This is a genomic window from Pseudomonas cichorii (assembly GCF_003700275.1).
In the GTDB taxonomy this organism is placed as follows: Bacteria; Pseudomonadota; Gammaproteobacteria; order Pseudomonadales; family Pseudomonadaceae; genus Aquipseudomonas; species Aquipseudomonas cichorii_B.
Genome location: NZ_RBRE01000069.1, coordinates 28,455 through 47,379, shown reverse-complemented (window position 1 = coordinate 47,379; position 18,925 = coordinate 28,455). Strand labels below are relative to the sequence as shown.

Sequence of the window (18,925 nt, the reverse complement as noted above, 5' to 3'; positions counted from 1 at the left end):
GACACGTCCTTTTCAATTGGCCAGGTGAGGTTTGGGAAACAGTCGACGCAGGATCCCCGTGCGTCCGAACAGCAGGGAAAAGCCATAGAAGGCACTGGCGGTCAGGACGATGGCCGGTCCGGAAGCAACGCCAAGGTGATAGGAAACGATCAGGCCGATCAGGCCGGATGCAGTGGCCAACAAGGTCGAAATCAGCATCAGGGCGCTCAACGAGCTGGCCCAGAACCGCGCCGCCGTAGCCGGCAGCATCATCATGCCCACCGCCATCAATGTGCCGAGCGCTTGAAAGCCGGCCACCAGATTCAGCACCACCAGCAGCAGGAACAACACGTGATACAGCGAACCCAGCCCGCCCACCGCGCGCAGAAAACCAGGATCGAAACACTCCAGCACCAGCGGCCGGTAGATCACCGCGAGCAGGATCAAGGTGAATGAGGCAATACCGCCGACCATGTAGATGGCACTGTCATCGATGGCCAGGATGGTACCGAACAGCACATGCAGCAGGTCGACGCTGGAACCGTGCATGGACACGATCAACACACCGGCGGCCAGGGAAGTCAGGTAGAAACTGGCAAAGCTGGCGTCTTCGCGCAAGGCTGTCAGCCGGCTGACCAGCCCTGACAACAGGGCCACCGCCAGACCGGCAATCAGCCCGCCAAAACCCATGGCCGGCAACGACAGCCCCGCCACCATGAAGCCCACTGCCGCGCCCGGCAATACCGCGTGACTCATGGCATCGCCCACCAGGCTCATGCGCCGCAGCATCAGCAACACGCCCACCGGACCGGAACCGATGCCCAGCGCCAGGCAGGCCACCAGGGCCCGGCGCATGAAGCCGAATTCGACAAAGGGCTCGACCAGCATGCTGTAGAGCGTCATGGGCGCTCACCATCGCTCTCGCACACCCGGGCATCGGCACTCCAGAACTCGGCCATATTGCGCGCCCGCCGCAGGTTGGCATCGCTCAGCACCTCGGCCGTGGCTCCCCAGGCAATTGCTTCGCGGGCCATCAGCAAAGTCTGCGGAAAATGCTGACGAACCTGATCGATATCGTGCAACACCGCGATGACCGTACGGCCCTGGCCGTGCCAGCTGCGCACCAGTTCCAGCAGGTCGCGAGTGGTGCGGGCATCGATGGCAGTAAAGGGTTCGTCCAGCAGAATCACCGAGGCATCCTGCAACAGCAACCGGGCAAACAGCACCCGCTGGAACTGCCCGGATGACAGCGAACCGATGCTGCGGCCCTCGAACCCTTCCAGGCCCACGGTGTTCAGTGCCTCCTGGGTGAGCCTGGCATGCTCGCGGGTCAGGCTGCGAAACGGGCCGATGCTGCGCCAGGCACCCATGGCCACGGTATCGGCCACGCTCAGCGGGAAACTCCGGTCGATTTCGGCCGCCTGGGGCAGATAGCCCAGCGTACGGGTCGCCAGTTGTCCGCGATCGACATGCCCCACCGCTGGCTTCATGGTGCCGGCAATGGTCTTGATCAGCGTGGATTTGCCTGCGCCATTGGGGCCGACAATCGCGGTCAGGCTCCCGGCCTCGAAACGGCCGCTGATGTGATGCACCGCCGCATGGCGATCATAGGCGACCGTCAGGTTGTCCAGAGCAATCGCAGCGCTCATGGAATGGCCACCGACCAGGCGATGGCCAGCCATAACAGCAGCAATATGCCTAGAGCCAGCAGAACCCGCTTCAAGGCCGATTGAGCCAGTACGGAACCTGCGACAGAGGAAGTATGAGGAGCTTTCACAGAGGGGTGACCTGCAACGATTCGTTACAGTATTACATGCCAACCCTGTATTTTGTTATGAAATAACATTTACACAAGGCATCACCCGATAGAGACCGCCTTGCCCTGCCGCGGGCAAGCCCTCTGCCACAGGCCTGACGGGTCCCGGACAATCAATTAGCTGCAAAGCCGCGCTGCAAATCCTCGATCAACGCCGCTACATCCTCCAGGCCGATATGCAGACGCAGCACCGGATTGCGCGCTTTGTCAGTTTCATTATCGCGATCACTGACATCGGCTACCGTGATCAGGCTTTCATAGCCGCCCCACGAAGCGCCGAGGCCGAACAGTTGCAAGGCGCCGATAAAGCGCTCAAGTCGTGGTTGATCTGCCGACTCAAGCTCGAAGGACAGCAGGCCGTTACTGCCGGCGAAATCCCGTTTCCACAGTTCGTGACCGGGATGCTCCGGCAACCCCGGATGGAATACACGCCTGACCTGTGGATGCCCGCTCAGCCAGTGCGCAATCTCAAGGCCCTGGCGTTCATGAATGTCCATGCGCGCAGCCAGAGTGCGGGCGCCGCGCAGAATCAGATAGGCGTCGTCGGGGCTGACCGCGCAGCCAAAGGTGTCACTCATCCTGCCCAGCGGCTGCCAGACTTCTTCGCGGGTACAGACACTGCCCATCACCACATCACTATGGCCGCACAGGTACTTGGTCAAAGCCATGATGGAAATATCCGCCCCCAGCTCCAGCGGCCGATACAGATAGGCGGAACCCCAGGTATTGTCCACCGCCAGCAGGATATTTCGCGGTCGGCACAGCGCGGCAATCGCGGGCAGATCACACAATTCATACAGCAATGAACCCGGCACTTCGGCATAGACCATTCGGGTATTGGCTTGCAGTTGCGCCTCAAGGCCCTGCCCGTCGGCCCGGAAATAACTGACTTGAATGCCGAACGGTTCAAGAAACTCCCGCGCCACCCGCCGCACCGGCGAGTACACCGCATCGGTGAGCAACACATGGTCACCAGGGCGCAGATAGGCCAGAAAAGTCTGGGCCACCGCCGCCAGCCCGGTGCCGAACAAGCGGGTGCGATAGCCGCCCTCCAGCTCGGTCACCAGGTCTTCCAGCGCGAAGGCTGTCGGATTTCCGCGGGCGCCATAACTCAACAGTCGCTCGCTGTCGCGCCGCTTGCGGATATCCCGCATCTGTCCGAGGCTGTCGAACAACACCGTGCTCAAGCGCGTGACCGGCACATTCACCCCACGCCCGCCACTGCCTGCGCAAGTCCGCGCAGCATGCACCAGGCGCGTTCTGACCAGAGGCGCCGATGACGGGCGCTCAGGCTTTTCTGTCGACAGTGGCTTGAGGCTGGCGATTTCCTGTTCGGTCATCTGTCCCAGCAGGCCGATTTCCCAGGCCAGGTACTGGCGTGCGGCGTCCTTGTTACCGGAATGCCGGTCATGGGTGAAGAACAGAAAGTCGATGCATTGCTCGTCCGCCAGGCTCGCGGCATCTTCGCGCAAGGGCCGTCCGGCGGCCAGCCAGGCGTTGATCCCGCCGTCCAGCAAGCGCAGGTTCTGACGTTGCGCCTGCGGCAATTCCTGCGCAGCCAGTTGCGCCAGAGCCGGGTCATCGGCAATCAGCACCAGAGGCCGCGACTCATCACGCACGGCAGCGGCCAGCAGCGGGCGTATCGACCAGCGCGAGCCTTCGATATGCCCCTTGCGAAAAGCTGTACTCGAACGCAGATCCACCAATGCCACCGCACGATCCTGCAAGGCATCGACCAGCGACTGCACGCTGATACCCGGCAAGTCCGGCTGTACATCCGGCTCGGTGACCGCCAGTGACAAGCCGCTGCCGACACCTGCGGCCAGCACATAGGCATCGTGCCCCAACTGCCGAAGCCAACTGGCGACAATCGGCGCACGGATACCCTCGTCGTCCACCAGCACCAGACGCGCCTGACGCACGCCGACATACAGGTCCGTGGCCTGAATCAACTGGCCACCCGGCGTATGTTGCGCGCCGGCCAGACTGCCTGCCGCAAACTCCTCGGCAGTGCGTACATCGCAGAGGAACAGACTGCGCTCGCCATCCGCCGCCCAACGGCCGACCTGCCCGGCACTGACGCTCTGCACTCCGGCCCGTTCGGCCAGCGCCCGGGCGGCCTGCCGCTGGCGAGTCAACGAGGCCGGCGATACATCATCCGGATAGCGTCGGCTGCTGCCGTGTTCCAGTTGCAGATCGGCCAGATACCAGCCCTGAGTGCCGTTTTCCAGGGCATAGACCGGGTTCCTGACGCCCAGATCAATCAGCGTCTGCGCCCCGATGATGCTGCGAGTGCGTCCGGCGCAGTTGACGATGATTGGCGTACTTTCGTCCGTCACCAGCTCCGCCAGTCGATAGCCCAGCTCACCATTGGGGCAACACACCGAACCCGGAATGGTCATCTTGCGGTATTCGTCGAACGGCCTGCCGTCCAGCACCACCAGTCGCTCGCCCTGCGCCTGTCGCTGCGCCAGTTGCGTGGCGCTGATATGCGGCGTATGCCGGGTCTCTTCCACCAACTCACCGAATGCCTTGGACGGCACGTGCACACCCGCGAACAGTTGCAGGCCTGCGGCCTGCCAGGCATCGGCGCCACCTTCAAGAATGTGCACCTGGCGATAGCCGAGCGCTTGCAGCCGTGCAGCGGCACGGGCTGCGACATCGCCGCCATTCTGGTCATGGATCACCAGGCGCACGCCGGGATTGGGTGCCAGACGGCGGATATCCAGCTCCAGCCGGCTATAGGGCAGCGTAACGGCATGGAACAGATGGGCTTCGCCGTACTGGCCATGTTCGCGCAGGTCGAACAGGGCAATTTCCTGCCCGTCGAACAGCCATTGTTGGAGTTGGGCCGCGGTGGTGGTCTGGCTCATGGGATGGCTCATGAAGTAAAAGGAAAACAGGCAGCGAGCCGATAACGGCTGGCTTGTCGGGGAATCTCAATACGCCTTGATCGACGGCGCCATCTGTGAGGCGTTGTAGTTCAAGACCCGGCCTTCTTCGTTGACGCCAAACCGCCCGTTGAGCGACTCCAGCGGCCGGCCATACAGATGGAAGTGCAAGGTCGGCTGTTCGCCGACGACCTTGATGCCGTGCAGGTCATCGCCCAGGAACCCGATCGGCGTACCGGGCTGGACGATGACTTCCTTATCCAGCTCCAGGCGGGCGAACGCCGGGTCGCTGCCATCGTCGGTACGCGCCCAGACGTAATTGATTTCCTGCCCCTGCACGGCAACGATCACCGCCCAGGTTTCGTGGTTGTGCGGCAAGGTGCTTTTACCCGGCAGCAGCGAGTTCATGTACAGGGTCGGGGTTTCGCCATCATCGTTCAGGCGATAGCGAAAAGCGGTATCGCCCTGCCCCGGGATCGGCGCAGGAAACGCAGCGAAGTTGAACAGGTCATGGCGAGCGGCGAGGCCTTCCAGCTGGACGATGATTTCCTTCAGGGCTTCGCGGTCTACGCCGCGCTGATTGATCTCACGGATCTGTTGCAGAAAGTCTTCGATCACTTGGGTTCGGTTTGCGTTACTCATTCAGGTGGCTCCCGGGCTATTCAAGGTTTTTATGGTGGTTTTGCTCAGACAGACAGGCTGTAGCGGCTGATCTTGCCCAGCGCGAACGGATCGACAGGAACTGGCGGACGACGCCCGGCATCGCCAAGGGCATGGCGCAGAAACTCGCGGGTGCGCTCGCTGTGCGGGTGCTGGAATATCTGCCCGGCGCTGCCGTGTTCGACGATCAGGCCGTTCTCGGTGAAATACACCACGTCGCTGATTTCTTCGGCGAAGCGCATTTCATGGGTCACCAGCACACAGGTCATGCCTTCTTCGGTCAGTTCGCGGATCACGGTCAGCACTTCCCCGACGGTTTCCGGGTCGAGCGCCGAGGTCACTTCATCGAACAGGATCAGCTCCGGACGCATCGCCAGGGCCCGGGCAATCGCCACCCGCTGCTGTTGACCACCGGATAATTGGCCCGGATAGGCATCGGCCTTGTGCTCCATGCGTACCTTGGCCAGCAAGGCACGCGCCTGCTTCTCGGCTTCGGCACGTTCGATCCCCAGTACCTTGCGCGGCGCAATCACCAGGTTCTCCAGCACCGACAGATGCGGAAACAGGTTGTACTGCTGGAACACGAAGCCCACGCGCTTGCGCAGCTCGATACGCTGCGCCTCGTGGGTCAGCGCATGCACATCGGTGTTACCCACGCGGATGCTGCCGCGCTGGGTCTGCAACAGGCCGGTGATGCAGCGCAGGATGGTCGACTTGCCCGAGCCGGACGGGCCGATGATCGACACTGCCTGGCCGCGCTGCACATCCAGGTCGATGCCCTTGAGCACCAGGTTGCTGCCGAACGACAAGTGCAGGTCGCGCAGGCTCACCAAGGGTTCAGCGCCAGAATCAATAGAAGGCATAACGTCGCTCCAGGCGTTGGGTCAGACGGGAAATCGGGTAGCAGTAGGCAAAGAACAGCACCAGCAGGCTGCAATAGATGATCACCGTGAAGCCGGTCTGGTTGACGGTGTTGCTGGCGATCTGTGCGGTGTCGATCACGTCATGCACACCCACCAGCGAAGCCAGTGCCGTGCCCATGGTGATCACTGCATACAGGTTCATCCACGGCGGCAACATGCGCTTGAAGCATTGCGGCAGGATGATCGAGCTGAATATCTGCCTGCGGGTGAAGGCCAGCGAACGTGCAGCTTCCCACTGGGTGCTGGGGATCGAGGCCACCGCGCCCCGGAAGATTTCCGCGACATTGGCACTGGCCGGCAAGGCCAGGCCGATAGTGACTTTCACCCAGTCGGGGAACGAGATATATGAGCTGCCGATCCTGACCTCGAACGGAAACACATAGGTCGTGAAATATATCAGCACCAGCCAGGGCGCATTGCGAAAGACCTGCACCCAGATCCGCGCCGGCAGGCGCAGCAGCCGGAAAGGCGACAGGCCCAGCGCACCGACCAGCAGCCCGAAGAGCGTGCCCAGACCGATGGCCACCAGACTGATCAGGATGTTCTGGCCAAACCCCATGGCCAATGCCGGCGACCACTGCATCAAGGCCAGGAATACCGGGCTGTGCGGCGCACCGAAAATCAGCCAGGCAACCGCCAGGACCAGCAGAATCAAGGCCAGCGCATGGCGGCGCGGCCACGCGACGGGCGCGGCAACCGATGAATCAATGGCCATAGCCGGGCATCCTCAGGCGTGCTTCCAGCGCACGCCCTGCACAGTTGACGACAAAGCTGAGCAAGCCGAAGAAGCTCAGAATCAGGATCATCAGTTCCAGCACGTTGTCGCTCTGGGTCCAGATCATGATCGCCGCATAGGTGATATCTCCCACGGCGATGGCCGAAGCCACGGCGGTCATTTTCACCAGATCGATCAGGTTGTTGATCAGCGACGGCAAGGCAAACCGCAGGGCCAGCGGCAACTGCACGTTCCACAGCAACTGCCGACTGTTGAAGGCCAGTGAACTGGCGGCTTCCAGAGTCACGGCAGGCACCGCTTCGATCCCGGCCCGCAAGGCCTCGGCATGAAACGCGCCCTTGTGCAGGGAAATCACGATCACCACCCAGGCAAAAGGCGTCAGCGGGTTGGCCGCACCGATGGCCTGGGTCAACAGCATGTTCAGCACCAGAAACGCGCAGTACAACTGCACCAGCGTCGGCGTATTGCGCGTGACCTCGATGAACACTCGGGCAGGCGAACTCAGCCAGGCCTTGCCCGAGGTGAGCATGGCCGCCAGGGCGACCCCCACCAGCAAGCTGCCAATGATCGTCAACAGGCACAGCAGCAAGGTGGTCAGCGCTCCGTCGAGCATCGAACCGCGTTGATAGGCATCGAGCAGAAAGGCGTAGTTCAGGCCAAAGCCAGCCGTCCATTGCACGAACAGTTCCAGCCAGTGGCTCATGCCCCAACTCCCGCACGCAACTGCGTACAGGCCAGGGCAATCCGCCGTCCGGCTTCATTCACCGTTTCAGTTGCCGTGGCAATCGACAGGCGAAACCACGGCGACAAACCGTAGGCACTGCCCGCAACCCCAGCCACACCGGACTCCAGCAGCCAGGCGACCACATCGGCATCGTTTTCCAGGCGCTGGCCGTCCGGGCGATAGCGTCCCAGCAACCCGGCGCAACGTACAAAGACAAAGAAACCGCCTTGCGGCACCAGCACTTCAAGGCCGTCCACCGCACTCAGGGTTTCGAGCAGCAGATCGCGGCGCTGCCGATAAGCCGCCAGCTGTTGCGGCAGAAACTCCAGGCCGCCCTCGAACGCGGCCAGTGCTGCGGCCTGCCCAACTGATGAGGCACCGGAAGTCGATTGCGATTGCACCACCGTCATCGCCGTGGCCAGTTCCTGCGGCCCGGCGCCAAAACCGACCCGCCAGCCGGTCATGGCATAGGTCTTGGACACGCCGCCCACCAGCAGGCAGCGCGCTTGCAGATCCGGTGCGACATTGAGCAGGCTCTGTGCCGGATGGCCGTCGAAGCGAATGTGCTCATACAGCTCGTCCAGCAGCACCAGCACCTGCGGATGGCGCCGCAGGACCTGCGCCAACGCCAACAGCTCCTGCGCGCTATACACCGCGCCGCTGGGGTTGCCTGGCCCGTTGAGTATCAGCCAGCGCGTGCGCTCGCCGATATGCTGCTCCAGTTGCTCCGGCGTCAGCTTGCAGCCCTGCTCCAGGCCACACTCGATAAACACCGGCTCGCCACCATTGAAACGCACGCTGTCGGGAAACGATGGCCAGTACGGCACCGGCACCAGTACCTGGTCGCCATCATTCAGGGTCGCAGCGAACGCATTGAAGATGACCTGCTTGGCGCCGTTGGCAATCACGATGGATGCCAAGTCATAGTCCAACCGGTTTTCGCGCTGCAGCTTGCCTTGCACGGCCTCGCGCAAGGCCCGCACGCCGGGCGTCGGCGTGTATTTGGTAGCGCCAGCGGCAATTGCGCTGCAGGCCGCCTGCCTGATGTGTTCCGGGGTATCGAAATCCGGCTCGCCGGTGGTCAGGTCGAGAATATCCAGCCCGGCATCGCGCAAGGCGCTGGCACGGGATTTTGCAGCCGCATTGGCCGATAAAGAGACGCGCTGTACGCGCCTGGACAGGACGATGCTCATGTGCGGACCTCCAGTACCTTGCCCGGATTGAGCAGATTGTGCGGGTCGAGTGCCTGCTTGATGCGGCGCATCAGGTCCAGTTCCAGCGGGCTTTTATAACGGGCCAGAATCTCCAGCTTGCGCTGGCCGATGCCGTGTTCGGCACTGATCGATCCGCCATGGGCCTGAACGCTGTCGTGGACCCGCTCGCTCAGCTCGGCGTAACGGGCCATGTGCGCCTCGACCGTGGAGCCCGGCGGGTGCGCGACGTTGTAGTGCAGGTTGCCGTCGCCCAGATGGCCGAAGGTGAAATTGCGCACGCCGGGAAAGTGCTGTTGCAGCAAGGCATCGGTATGGGTGACGAATTCCACGACTCGGGAAATCGGTACCGAGATATCGTGTTTCATGTTGCGCCCGGCACGCTGCTGCGCCTCGCTCATGTTCTCGCGCAACTGCCACAGCGCCTGGCTCTGGGCCAGGCTCTCGGCAATCAGGGCATCGGCCAGCAAATCGATTTCAAAGGCATCGCTCAATACATCTTCAAAAGCCTGACGGGCATGGCTTTCACTGTGGTTGTCAGACAGCTCCAGCAAGGCAAACCAGGGATGGGCCGCATGCGCGAACGGTTGTGGCCCTTGCGCAAACTGCTCGCGCAACAAGGCCAGGCATTCGGCCGAAAGCAACTCGAAGGCCGTCAGGCTTGCGCCAAACCCGGCGCGGGCATGGGACAGGAAATCGACCGCGTGCTGCAGCGACTCGAATGCCAGAAACGCCGTGAGCTGTGCCTTGGGCAGCGGAAACAGTTTCAGGGTCGCAGCAGTGATGATACCCAGCGTGCCCTCGCTGCCGATGAACAGGTCGCGCAGGTCATAACCGGTATTGTCCTTGCGCAATCCTCGCAGCCCGTTCCAGATTTCACCCTGGGCGGTCACCACTTCGAGCCCCAGCGTCAGCTCGCGGGTATTACCGTAGCGCAGCACTGCATTGCCACCCGCGTTGGTGCCCAGATTGCCGCCGATGGTGCAACTGCCCTGCGCACCCAGACTCAACGGAAACAGCCGATTTGCCTGACGGGCCACGTCCTGCAGGTTTTGCAGGATGCAGCCGGCCTCGACGGTCAGGGTATCGTTGTCGGTATCGATCTCACGCACACGATTCATACGGTCCAGCAACAACAGCACTGCCGTGCCACTGACATCAGGTGTCGCGGCCCCCATCAGGCCGGTATTGCCGCCCTGCACCACCACCGGTGCATCATGGGCAGCGCACAGGCGCACCACGGCAGCGACCTGTTCGGTGTCGGCCGGATGCACCACTGCAACCACCTGGCCGACATAGCGACGCTGCCTGTCGGTCAGGCGTTCGGCGGCCTGCTCGCCGGTCTGCACATGCCCGGCGCCCAGCAGTTGCTGCAATCCCTGGAATAACCTTTCAGTCATGGCGTGACAGCCAGCGGCGCGGCGTTGCGATACTGCTCATGCAAGTCATGCAGAGCCTGGGACGGTGCCATGCCGGTGCGCTTGCCCAGTTCGATCAGCCAGCCGCTGCGATGCCAGTCACGAACAATGGCATCCAGACGGGCCTGGGTATCCTGCTCGCCCTTGCGCAACCAGATCACCGATTTGGACGGGATCAGGTCTGTCGACAATGGCGTCTCGAAACCCGACCACTCCGCTTCAGCCAACAAAGCATGCATGGTCGGACTCACATGCACCGCCGCCACACAACCATTGCCGCGCAACGACAGCAGCGATTCGGACTGACTGCGGAACGCCTTGATCTGCGCGCCGTAGGCTTCCTGCAATGGCTTGATGAAGTTACTGCCCTGGGACACGCACACCGGCTTGCCCTTGAGGTCTTCCCATTTACTGATGCCTGCGCCCTTGCGGATCAGCGCCGCGCCGCCCACTTCTTCGTAAGGCGTGGGCACGTAATCGAGGATCTGCGCCCGCTCTTCGGTGAGTTGCATGTTGGCGATCAACAGATCGACCTTGCCCTGCTGCAGAAACTGCACACGATTGGGAGCCAGCACCGAAACGGTTTCCAGTTCGACATTCAAGCGTTTGGCGATTTCCTTGGCCAGCTCGACGTTGTAGCCCAGGTGCTCGCCGGTCGCAGGATCAATGGTGCCGAACGGCGGGCCGCTGAGAATCACGCCGATGCTGATCTTGTGGCGTTGTTCAATCCGGTCCAGCGTTGCGTCGGCCTGGGCCCAGCCGGCAAACAGCAGCAAGCCGAGGGCCGTCAGGGTCTTGCCGGTAAAAAAACTGCTCATGGGAGCCTTCCTTGTTGGCCGACGCTGTGCGCGTCGGCATGGGAAACGGAGCGCACGGGTATCGCGGGGATCAGGCGCCCTTGGCCTTGAACTGTTCATGCAGCTCGACCAGCGCCGCAGATTCAGGCGTGATGTTGTGGCGCTTTTCAAGCTCGATCAGCCAGCCGCTGCGATGCCAGTCCTGGACAATGCTGTCCAGACGCTTCTGGGTGTCGGTTTCACCGGAACGGGTCCAGATCACCGAAGGTGCCGGATTGAGTTCAGGCGTGATGGCGCGATAGCCCTTCCATTCGTCGTTGCTGGCCAGCAACGGATTGATCAGCGTGGCGTCATGTACTGCTGCCACGCAGTTATTGCCACGCAAGGCCAGCAAGGACTCCGCCGAAGTCTTGAATGCCTTGAGTTCAGCGCCGAACCCGGTCAGCGCCTTGATATAACTGCTGCCCTGGGAAGTGCAGACCGGCTGATCCTTGAGGTCTTCCCAGCGGGTGATCGGACTGTCCTTGAGCACCGCGGCCGTGCCGCCGACACGATAGAACGGTGTCGGCACCGAACCGAGAATCTGACCGCGCTCAGGTGTCCACTCCATATTGGCGATCAACAGATCGACCTTGCCCTGTTGCAGGAATTGCACGCGGTTGGCCGTCAGTACCGATACCAGCTCCACCTCGACCCCGAGACGCCGCCCGAGGTCTTCGGCCAGATCGACATTGACGCCCTTGGGCTTCTGAGTGGCAGGATCGATGGAGCCGAACGGCCCGCCGGAGAGCAATACGCCCACTACCAGCCGATGACGCTCCTGGATCTTGTCCAGCGTGGCATCGGCCAGTGCTGCACCGCTGAGCGCCATGCCAGCCAGAGCCCCCAGCATGGCCGGAAGAAAACGTGAAACGGATGAGCGCTTGTTCGGCATGCAAATTCCCCTGGCTAATGATCGGTGTGCCCCGATCCGATGTCGGGACACTACGGGTTCGTTGCCGATGAACGGAAATGCAAATATCAAATATGGTTATAACTTTCTGTGTAGCTGCATATTGGCAAGTGCTGTAAGTGCCGCATTTACTGGATCAAATCGGAATCCAGATAAAAACCACCACGCCAAACATAAAATTACGTAATGTATTTACCTCACCTCCTGATATGAATCCGGCCGAGACACCATGCCCGACACCTCAAGCCCGACCTCGACTCTTGACCTGGAACTGCTGCGCACCTTTGTCGCGGTGGTCGACCATCACAGCTTTGCCGAGGCCGGCATGCAGTTGTCGCGCACCCAATCCTCGGTCACCCAGCACATGCAGCGTCTGGAGCAGCAAGTGGGTGTCAGCCTGTTTCAGAAACAGGGGCGCCAGAAGCAACTGACCGATCCGGGCCGACAGCTATTGCGTCATGCACGGCAGATGCTGTCGTTGAATGATGAGGCCCTGAATTCCCTGCGCGACAGCAGCCTGAGCGGCGTACTGCGCATCGGTTCGCCCCACGACATCGCCGATACCATTCTGCCGCCGCTGCTGAGCCATATCGCTCGCTCGGCACCGCGCCTGCGCCTTGAAATCGATGTGGGTCGCAGCCCGTTCCTGATGGAAGACCTGCATCGCGGCAAGGTCGACATGGTGATTTCCACCCGTGAGGATCCGGCCCTCGAAGGCTTTGCCTTGCGCACCTCGCCAGTCTGGTGGATCTGCTCGGCGCAATACATCCATGTGCCGGGCGAACCCTTGCCGCTGATTCTGGTGGATGAGCCGAGCATCTATCGGCGCTATGCCCTGCAAGCCCTGGAAGCAGCGAACATTGCGTGGCGGCAGGCCTATCTGGCGTCCAATCTGATCGGCATCAAGGCTGCGACCCGCGCAGGCCTGGGCGTGACGCCGCGCAGCATGGAAATGCTCGGCCCGGACATGCGCGTGCTGGGGGAAAACGATGGCCTGCCACGCCTGCCGGACGTGACCTATCACTTGTGGATCCGGCCAAATACCGTGAACCCGCTGGCCCGCAAGGCCTATGAGTTGATTCGCTCCAATCAGGGTTTGTAGGCGCATTCGGAGCTTGTAGTAGGTAACCGAACTCTATACTGTATATAAAAACAGTATCGGTATTTTCCATGCAGCTCATCGACAAACTCAGCATTCTGGCGGATGCCGCCAAATACGATGCGTCGTGCGCCAGCAGCGGCGCGCCCAAGCGCAGCTCGCAGGGCAAGTCCGGGCTGGGTTCGACCACCGGCATGGGCATCTGCCACAGCTTTACGCCCGATGGTCGCTGCGTCTCGCTGCTAAAAATCCTGCTGACCAACTTCTGCCTGTATGACTGTCAGTACTGCGTCAACCGCCGCTCCAGCGATGTGCCCCGCGCCCGCTTCAGCCCGGAGGAAGTCGTCACCCTGACCCTGGATTTCTATCGGCGCAATTGCGTCAGCGGGCTATTCCTGAGTTCCGGCATCATCCGCTCGGCCGACTACACCATGGAGCAACTGATACAGGTTGCCCGTCTGCTGCGTGAGAAACACGAGTTTCGCGGCTATATCCATCTCAAGACCATCCCCGATGCCGACCCGGCCCTGATCGAACAGGCCGGGCGCTATGCCGATCGCCTGAGCGTGAATATCGAACTGCCAACCGATGCCAGCCTGCAGACCCTGGCGCCGGAAAAGAACGTGGTGTCGATCAAGCAGGCCATGAACACCATCCACACCGGCGAACAGACCGTGCGCAACGAACCGCGTGCACCGCGTTTCGCGCCTGCCGGGCAAAGCACGCAGATGATTGTCGGCGCCGACGCCACCGATGACAGTACCATCCTGCACAGTGCCCAGTCGCTCTATAGCAACTTCAAGTTGCGCCGGGTGTATTACTCGGCGTTCAGCCCGATTCCCAACAGCCCGAACAGCGTACCTCTGGCCGCCCCGCCGCTGTTGCGCGAGCATCGCCTGTACCAGGCCGACTTCCTGTTGCGCGGCTATGGATTTACCGCCAGCGAACTGCTCAAGGGCCCCGGCGACCTGGCGCTGGATATCGATCCCAAACTGGCCTGGGCGCTGAACAACCGCCAGGTCTTTCCGCTGGATCTGAATAAAGCTGAACCGGCCTTGATCGCACGCATTCCAGGGATCGGCATCCGCACCACCCAGCGGCTGGTGGAACTGCGCAGGCAGCGGCGGATTCGCTACGAAGACCTGACCCGACTGCGTTGCATCCTGGCCAAGGCCAAGCCGTTCATCATCACCAGCGATTACCACCCGTCACAGGCCGACAGCAGCAGCGAACAACTGCATCACCAGTTGCGTGATCGGCCACAACCCCAACAACTGGGGCTATGGGGATGATCTGCCTGGATTGCGACGACCTGTTCGATACCTGGCGTCAGCAGGCACGCTGGCTGTTGAGCCATGAGGTGGACCCCAGCCGGGTCAGCTGGAAGGCAGACAGCGCTGCCGATCTGTTCTCCAGCGACGAAGACCTTCCACAACAACCGGGGCCCTTTCAGGCGCGCGTTCCCCTGGAGTTGCTGGAACTGCTGCAAAAAGCGGCCTGCTATCGCGGCGATCAACGCTGGAGCCTGTTGTATGAAGTGCTCTGGCGAGTCAGCCATGGTGACCGTACTGCCATGCTGGCCGGCGACCGGTTGGGCAGCGAACTGCATCGACGGCTCAAGACCATTGGTCGCGAGGCCCACCATTTGCACGCTTTCCTGCGCTTCGTGGCGCTTCCCGCCTCAAACGCAGCCTGCGAATTGCTGCAGCCCGAATATGTGGCCTGGCATGAGCCGGCCCACGACATCCTGCACAGCGCCAGCCAGCACTTCATCGGCCGCATGGGGCAACACCGCTGGCTGATCGCCACGCCGCAGGACGGGGTTTACTACGACGGCACGCAACTGATTCATGAACGGCGCTGCCCTGAAGTCTGGCAAAAACTGGCACGTCAGGTGGATGATCCCCACGGCGACCTGTGGCTGACCTATTACAGCCATATCTTCAACCCGGCGCGCCTGAACCCCAAGGTCATGCAAGGCCACATGCCGGCCCGCTTCTGGAAAACCCTGCCCGAAGGCCCGCTGATCCCCGCCCTGATCACCCAGGCCCGCACCGGCAAGCAACGCGATGGCCAGGCCAGCGATATCGGAGCAAGACCGGGCAAAAGGATTGCCCGGCCCGTGTAGGAGCCAATTCATTCGCGAAGGCGGCATACAAACAGACAGAGCCAATGAATTCGCTCCTGCCGGCCCGCTATTGGCGCTTGTGCTAATGTCTCGATCTTGAGTCTCCAACCATCCGGTAGAGGTCCGAAAATGCTCGACAATCCGACCCGCAATCTACTCGATACGCTTCAGCAGAGCCTGGCCGACAAACCTTTTCTGGTTCTTACCGGCGCGGGCATCAGCACCGCTTCGGGCATTCCCGACTACCGTGACAAGGACGGTGTGCGACGCGGCAAGCAGCCGATGATGTATCAGGAGTTTCTCAAGGCCCACAGTGCCCGCCAGCGTTACTGGGCCAGGGCAATGCTGGGTTGGCCGCGGATTCTGCAGGCCGCGCCGAATGCCGCACATCGGGCACTGGCAAGCATGCAGGCCAGCGGACACATAAGCGGGCTGATTACCCAGAACGTCGATGCGCTTCACGACCAGGCGGGCAGCCATGGCGTCATAGAGCTGCACGGCAGCCTGCATCGCGTGCTGTGTCTGGATTGCCACAAGCGCAGCGACCGCACAGCGATCCAGGACATCATGCTTGCGCAGAATCGCTATCTGTCCGGCGTCGATGCCATTCAGGCGCCTGATGGCGACACCCTGCTGGATTCGTCTTTCGAGACAGATTTCCAGGTCCCCCATTGCCCGCATTGCGCTGGTCAGCGGCTGAAACCGGATGTGGTGTTCTTTGGCGAAAACGTCGCAACCGACACTGCCGCCAAGGCAATGCAAAGCGTCGAACAGGCCGAGGGGCTGTTGGTCGTCGGCACTTCATTGATGGCCTGGTCGGCCTTTCGGCTGTGCAAGGCGATGGCCGAACACGGCAAGCCCATCATTGCCATCAATCAGGGCAAGACCCGGGCAGACGACTTGCTGGACATGAAGTTCGAGGTTTCGTGCGAGCAGGTGTTGCCCATGCTTGCCGAAAATCTGCATCGGAGTGGCGCTGCCAACTGAAGCCAGCGCCTTGTTGCTCTACAGCTTGTGAAAGATATAGTCGGCAGTCTCCCGGTCGGCCAAGTGGATATTGTGGACCGCCAGTTGCTCACTTAGCTGAAGATCATCGACTCGTACTTTCCAGCCGTCGGCCCAACCTTCGATAACCTCTGTCTTGCTGTCGCGTATCGCCTCGATCAATTGCAAACGCTGCGGAAAATAGACGGCAAACGCATTCTCTTTCCAGCTCGCAACCTTGATCCCCAGTTGCGCGCAGAGCGCTATTTTGGCAGCAGCATCGCGTACATCGGCTTGCGGGGACTGATTGACCAGAGCCTGCAGCTCTGGATTGGCCACCCCATCGGTACAAAGAATCTCTCCGCTGCCCCATGACTCGGGTGGACAGATCTTGTTGTCCTGACTCACTTCAATGAACGGATTGATTTCCATCGGATAAATCCGACAGACCAGCGGGCGCTCTTCATAAATGCCGCACAAGTTATCCGCGCGCAGGTTCGGACACTGTTCAAGCGCATTGCCAACGAGCACCGCAATGACCCGCATGCTGCCCTCTGCGCTATTGACCGCAACCGACCTGCCGGCGCTGTGCGCATATTGCCTGGAGTCGAGCGGCCAGGTCAGCTCGTTGAACGCCTCCAGCACCACGGCTACATCATGCCCACGCGCCAGCCATTGTTCGGCCTCGACCAGCGTCAAGGGTACCAGCCGGCCTTTGCAACAGACTCCACAGCCCACACAGTTATAGCGAATGACAGAACTTTGCATATTCCACACCGAAGCTACAGAGTTCTGTTATCAGACGATAACCGCTCACGAATACCCGATTTCGCCGAGCGCTCGACAGCTGCAATCAGGCGGCTGTTATGTGCGGCGGCCTCAAGTCCAGGCGTTGTAAAGGAACCGGAAATAACGTCACGAGCCAGGCTGGCATAAACTTCACCGATGTTTATCGCGGCCCCCTCCCATCCGCCTGTCGCGACCGGCTCGTCCACCGGCTCGAATTCTGCACTCGAAGTCAGAACCAGATCGCCCGCCTGCACGCCGGCAGGATGCCCGCCTTCAAGCCTCAGCCAGCCCTGTGAACCCCGAATCTCAAAAAGAAACCGGGCATCTTCCTGGGCAATACCGGCTGCCACTTGAGCGCAGAACACCGCCCCGGAACTCGTCTCTGCTATCAGGTCGACATGGTCGGCAACCTCACGCTGTGTGCTGGTTCCCAGGTCGGTTATTTCGACTTCCGGCCAGAGCAGCCTGGTACGGGCTTCGATCTCTGTAATGCGACCAAGCACGGATTCCACCAAGTCCAGCACATGCCCTGTCGAAATCGTCAGCAGGTTCGCTCCTGACGCGGCCTTGTCGAAATACTCATAGGCACTGACGGTCTGCGGGCCGAAACCGAAGGTTGTCGCGAACACCCGGGCCGACAGCGGACGGCCGATTTTCCCCGAGGCAATGATCTGCGCCGCTCTGCGCACAGAAGGATTGAAACGTCCCTGCAACCCGATAGCCGTGTGAGCGGACCTTGCTGCTGCTGCCATTTCCTCTGACTCGGCAACCGTCGCCCCAAGCGGGGATTCACAATAGACCGCCTTGTTGGCAGCCAATGCTGCCAGCACAAGTTCTCTATGGGCTGGAACCTTCACGGTGACCGTCACGATGTCTATCGTCTCGTCACGGATCAACTCGTAAGGGTCGCCATACCAGCGTTCGGCACCGAAGACTTGTGCCGCCTCACGTGCGGACTCTTCCCTTCTCGTTGCAACGGCTGCCAGCTCCAGAGTGCCTTGTGCCTTGATGGCAGGAATGTGGGCAAGACCGGCCCAACTGGCCTGTGTGTCCGCGCCGATCACTCCAACCCGCAGTCGCTTCTGTGACATAATTTCCTGGCCTCTATATTTCGTAACAGTCATTACGAAATACTTATAAGCCAGTTATATTGGTGCCGTCAAAGGTTTCGTATCGATCATTATGAAAACTGTCGAACCCAAAAAATCCGGACGTCCCCTGTCTTTCGACCGCGATGCCGTGCTTGAAAAGGCAATGCTTGCTTTCTGGGAGCACGGCTATGAATCCACCTCCATGGCCGAGCTGACCAAAGCCATGGGAGTCACCGCGCCCAGCATCTATGCCGCCTTCGGAGATAAAAAACAGCTTTTTCTGGAGGCTGTGGATCGGTATCTCAATGCGGGACTGGCTTCCAGAAAGGTGCTTGATTCCCAGGCAACAGCACGTGAACAGGTTCTGAATTCGTTGCGCCATGCGGTCACTTTATTTACAGCGGACACGACTCCAGCAGGGTGTCTGCTTGCCACGGCAGCGATCAGTTGTTCGCAGGCCGCCGCAGATGTACGCGAACATCTGGCAGCAATTCGCCAAGGCATGGAGGCCGGCCTCGTCGAAATGATCGAAGCAGGCATTCAGTCAGGCGAACTGCCGCCAAAAACCGACGCCTCGGCTCTGGCGGGTTTTTTCATGGCAACCACTCAGGGTCTGGCCACACTGGCCCGCGACGGCGCCGACCAGAAGAAGCTGTTGCAAATCGTCGATTTATCCATGGCAGTCTGGCCAGTTTCTGCTGTCGACTGCGCAGCCGTTGCAAATTGA

18 protein-coding genes are annotated in these 18,925 nt (G+C 61.1%); 5 read left to right on the top strand and 13 right to left on the bottom strand.

Annotation, left to right across the window (positions count from 1 at the left end; all coding sequences use genetic code 11):
* Positions 1-12: 12 nt before the first annotated feature.
* The 11 genes from ALQ04_RS18795 to ALQ04_RS18745 form a co-directional block, all read right to left on the bottom strand.
* The gene (locus ALQ04_RS18795; protein ID WP_122317249.1) at positions 13-882 is read right to left on the bottom strand and encodes a metal ABC transporter permease; all 870 of its coding nucleotides are present in this window, start codon (positions 880-882) and stop codon (positions 13-15) included.
* On the bottom strand, positions 879-1,628 hold the full coding sequence (gene aztA / locus ALQ04_RS18790) for a zinc ABC transporter ATP-binding protein AztA (RefSeq protein ID WP_122317248.1): 750 nt from the start codon (positions 1,626-1,628) through the stop codon (positions 879-881). Before aztA ends, ALQ04_RS18795 begins: the two co-directional genes overlap by 4 nt.
* A gap of 280 nt (positions 1,629-1,908) precedes the next feature.
* Positions 1,909-4,668: a cystathionine beta-lyase gene (metC, locus tag ALQ04_RS18785; RefSeq protein WP_122317247.1), complete on the bottom strand. Its 2,760-nt coding sequence runs from the start codon at positions 4,666-4,668 to the stop codon at positions 1,909-1,911.
* Positions 4,669-4,734: 66 nt separating this feature from the next.
* On the bottom strand, positions 4,735-5,328 hold the full coding sequence (locus ALQ04_RS18780; RefSeq protein ID WP_122317246.1) for a cysteine dioxygenase family protein: 594 nt from the start codon (positions 5,326-5,328) through the stop codon (positions 4,735-4,737).
* A 44-nt stretch (positions 5,329-5,372) separates the two neighbouring features.
* Complete coding sequence (locus ALQ04_RS18775; protein WP_122317245.1) at positions 5,373-6,209, bottom strand: amino acid ABC transporter ATP-binding protein; 837 nt, start codon at positions 6,207-6,209, stop codon at positions 5,373-5,375.
* Entirely contained in the window at positions 6,196-6,984 is a 789-nt protein-coding gene (locus ALQ04_RS18770) for an amino acid ABC transporter permease (protein ID WP_122317244.1), read from the bottom strand. The genes ALQ04_RS18775 and ALQ04_RS18770 overlap by 14 nt, the downstream gene beginning before the upstream one ends.
* A complete protein-coding gene (locus tag ALQ04_RS18765; RefSeq protein WP_122317243.1) occupies positions 6,974-7,708 on the bottom strand; it encodes an amino acid ABC transporter permease in 735 nt (244 codons plus the stop codon). Before ALQ04_RS18765 ends, ALQ04_RS18770 begins: the two co-directional genes overlap by 11 nt.
* The gene (locus ALQ04_RS18760) at positions 7,705-8,922 is read right to left on the bottom strand and encodes an aminotransferase class I/II-fold pyridoxal phosphate-dependent enzyme (protein WP_122317242.1); all 1,218 of its coding nucleotides are present in this window, start codon (positions 8,920-8,922) and stop codon (positions 7,705-7,707) included. Before ALQ04_RS18760 ends, ALQ04_RS18765 begins: the two co-directional genes overlap by 4 nt.
* Entirely contained in the window at positions 8,919-10,340 is a 1,422-nt protein-coding gene (locus ALQ04_RS18755) for an FAD-binding oxidoreductase (protein WP_122317241.1), read from the bottom strand. Before ALQ04_RS18755 ends, ALQ04_RS18760 begins: the two co-directional genes overlap by 4 nt.
* On the bottom strand, positions 10,337-11,176 hold the full coding sequence (locus tag ALQ04_RS18750; RefSeq protein WP_122317240.1) for a transporter substrate-binding domain-containing protein: 840 nt from the start codon (positions 11,174-11,176) through the stop codon (positions 10,337-10,339). The genes ALQ04_RS18755 and ALQ04_RS18750 overlap by 4 nt, the downstream gene beginning before the upstream one ends.
* 70 nt (positions 11,177-11,246) lie before the next feature.
* On the bottom strand, positions 11,247-12,089 hold the full coding sequence (locus ALQ04_RS18745) for a transporter substrate-binding domain-containing protein (RefSeq protein WP_122317239.1): 843 nt from the start codon (positions 12,087-12,089) through the stop codon (positions 11,247-11,249).
* Between the two features lie 247 nt (positions 12,090-12,336).
* Between ALQ04_RS18745 and ALQ04_RS18740 the strand changes: the two genes are divergently transcribed.
* From ALQ04_RS18740 to ALQ04_RS18725, 4 genes are all read left to right on the top strand, one after another.
* Positions 12,337-13,209: a LysR substrate-binding domain-containing protein gene (locus ALQ04_RS18740; RefSeq protein WP_122317238.1), complete on the top strand. Its 873-nt coding sequence runs from the start codon at positions 12,337-12,339 to the stop codon at positions 13,207-13,209.
* 68 nt (positions 13,210-13,277) lie between these two features.
* Positions 13,278-14,498 carry a putative DNA modification/repair radical SAM protein gene (locus tag ALQ04_RS18735; protein WP_122317237.1) on the top strand — a complete coding sequence of 407 codons (1,221 nt, stop codon included), beginning with the start codon at positions 13,278-13,280 and terminating at the stop codon, positions 14,496-14,498.
* Positions 14,495-15,334, top strand: a complete 840-nt coding sequence (locus tag ALQ04_RS18730) for a TIGR03915 family putative DNA repair protein (RefSeq protein ID WP_122317301.1) — start codon at positions 14,495-14,497, stop codon at positions 15,332-15,334. The genes ALQ04_RS18735 and ALQ04_RS18730 overlap by 4 nt, the downstream gene beginning before the upstream one ends.
* Positions 15,335-15,463: 129 nt before the next feature.
* Complete coding sequence (locus ALQ04_RS18725) at positions 15,464-16,321, top strand: NAD-dependent protein deacetylase (protein WP_122317236.1); 858 nt, start codon at positions 15,464-15,466, stop codon at positions 16,319-16,321.
* 18 nt (positions 16,322-16,339) lie between these two features.
* Here the strand turns inward: ALQ04_RS18725 and ALQ04_RS18720 are convergent, their stop codons facing one another.
* Both ALQ04_RS18720 and ALQ04_RS18715 read right to left on the bottom strand, forming a co-directional pair.
* Positions 16,340-17,086: a YkgJ family cysteine cluster protein gene (locus ALQ04_RS18720; protein WP_122317235.1), complete on the bottom strand. Its 747-nt coding sequence runs from the start codon at positions 17,084-17,086 to the stop codon at positions 16,340-16,342.
* Positions 17,087-17,100: 14 nt separating this feature from the next.
* Positions 17,101-18,198 carry a Gfo/Idh/MocA family protein gene (locus tag ALQ04_RS18715; RefSeq protein ID WP_122317234.1) on the bottom strand — a complete coding sequence of 366 codons (1,098 nt, stop codon included), beginning with the start codon at positions 18,196-18,198 and terminating at the stop codon, positions 17,101-17,103.
* A 91-nt stretch (positions 18,199-18,289) separates the two neighbouring features.
* Here ALQ04_RS18715 and ALQ04_RS18710 point away from each other — a divergent pair, with 91 nt between their 5' ends.
* Positions 18,290-18,925 (top strand): TetR/AcrR family transcriptional regulator, encoded by a 636-nt coding sequence (locus tag ALQ04_RS18710; RefSeq protein WP_122317233.1) that lies wholly within the window; start codon positions 18,290-18,292, stop codon positions 18,923-18,925.

Bases quoted from the DNA above. Each gene is read 5' to 3' on its own strand.
- ALQ04_RS18780 (WP_122317246.1), bottom strand. From the start codon at position 5,328: ATGAGTAACGCAAACCGAACCCAAGTGATCGAAGACTTTCTGCAACAG.
- metC (WP_122317247.1), bottom strand. From the start codon at position 4,668: ATGAGCCAGACCACCACCGCGGCCCAACTCCAACAATGGCTGTTCGAC.
- ALQ04_RS18795 (WP_122317249.1), bottom strand. From the start codon at position 882: ATGACGCTCTACAGCATGCTGGTCGAGCCCTTTGTCGAATTCGGCTTC.
- ALQ04_RS18765 (WP_122317243.1), bottom strand. From the start codon at position 7,708: ATGAGCCACTGGCTGGAACTGTTCGTGCAATGGACGGCTGGCTTTGGC.
- ALQ04_RS18720 (WP_122317235.1), bottom strand. From the start codon at position 17,086: ATGCAAAGTTCTGTCATTCGCTATAACTGTGTGGGCTGTGGAGTCTGT.
- ALQ04_RS18770 (WP_122317244.1), bottom strand. From the start codon at position 6,984: ATGGCCATTGATTCATCGGTTGCCGCGCCCGTCGCGTGGCCGCGCCGC.
- ALQ04_RS18710 (WP_122317233.1), top strand. From the start codon at position 18,290: ATGAAAACTGTCGAACCCAAAAAATCCGGACGTCCCCTGTCTTTCGAC.
- ALQ04_RS18745 (WP_122317239.1), bottom strand. From the start codon at position 12,089: ATGCCGAACAAGCGCTCATCCGTTTCACGTTTTCTTCCGGCCATGCTG.
- ALQ04_RS18775 (WP_122317245.1), bottom strand. From the start codon at position 6,209: ATGCCTTCTATTGATTCTGGCGCTGAACCCTTGGTGAGCCTGCGCGAC.
- ALQ04_RS18715 (WP_122317234.1), bottom strand. From the start codon at position 18,198: ATGTCACAGAAGCGACTGCGGGTTGGAGTGATCGGCGCGGACACACAG.
- ALQ04_RS18735 (WP_122317237.1), top strand. From the start codon at position 13,278: ATGCAGCTCATCGACAAACTCAGCATTCTGGCGGATGCCGCCAAATAC.
- aztA (WP_122317248.1), bottom strand. From the start codon at position 1,628: ATGAGCGCTGCGATTGCTCTGGACAACCTGACGGTCGCCTATGATCGC.
- ALQ04_RS18740 (WP_122317238.1), top strand. From the start codon at position 12,337: ATGCCCGACACCTCAAGCCCGACCTCGACTCTTGACCTGGAACTGCTG.
- ALQ04_RS18755 (WP_122317241.1), bottom strand. From the start codon at position 10,340: ATGACTGAAAGGTTATTCCAGGGATTGCAGCAACTGCTGGGCGCCGGG.
- ALQ04_RS18725 (WP_122317236.1), top strand. From the start codon at position 15,464: ATGCTCGACAATCCGACCCGCAATCTACTCGATACGCTTCAGCAGAGC.
- ALQ04_RS18730 (WP_122317301.1), top strand. From the start codon at position 14,495: ATGATCTGCCTGGATTGCGACGACCTGTTCGATACCTGGCGTCAGCAG.
- ALQ04_RS18760 (WP_122317242.1), bottom strand. From the start codon at position 8,922: ATGAGCATCGTCCTGTCCAGGCGCGTACAGCGCGTCTCTTTATCGGCC.
- ALQ04_RS18750 (WP_122317240.1), bottom strand. From the start codon at position 11,176: ATGAGCAGTTTTTTTACCGGCAAGACCCTGACGGCCCTCGGCTTGCTG.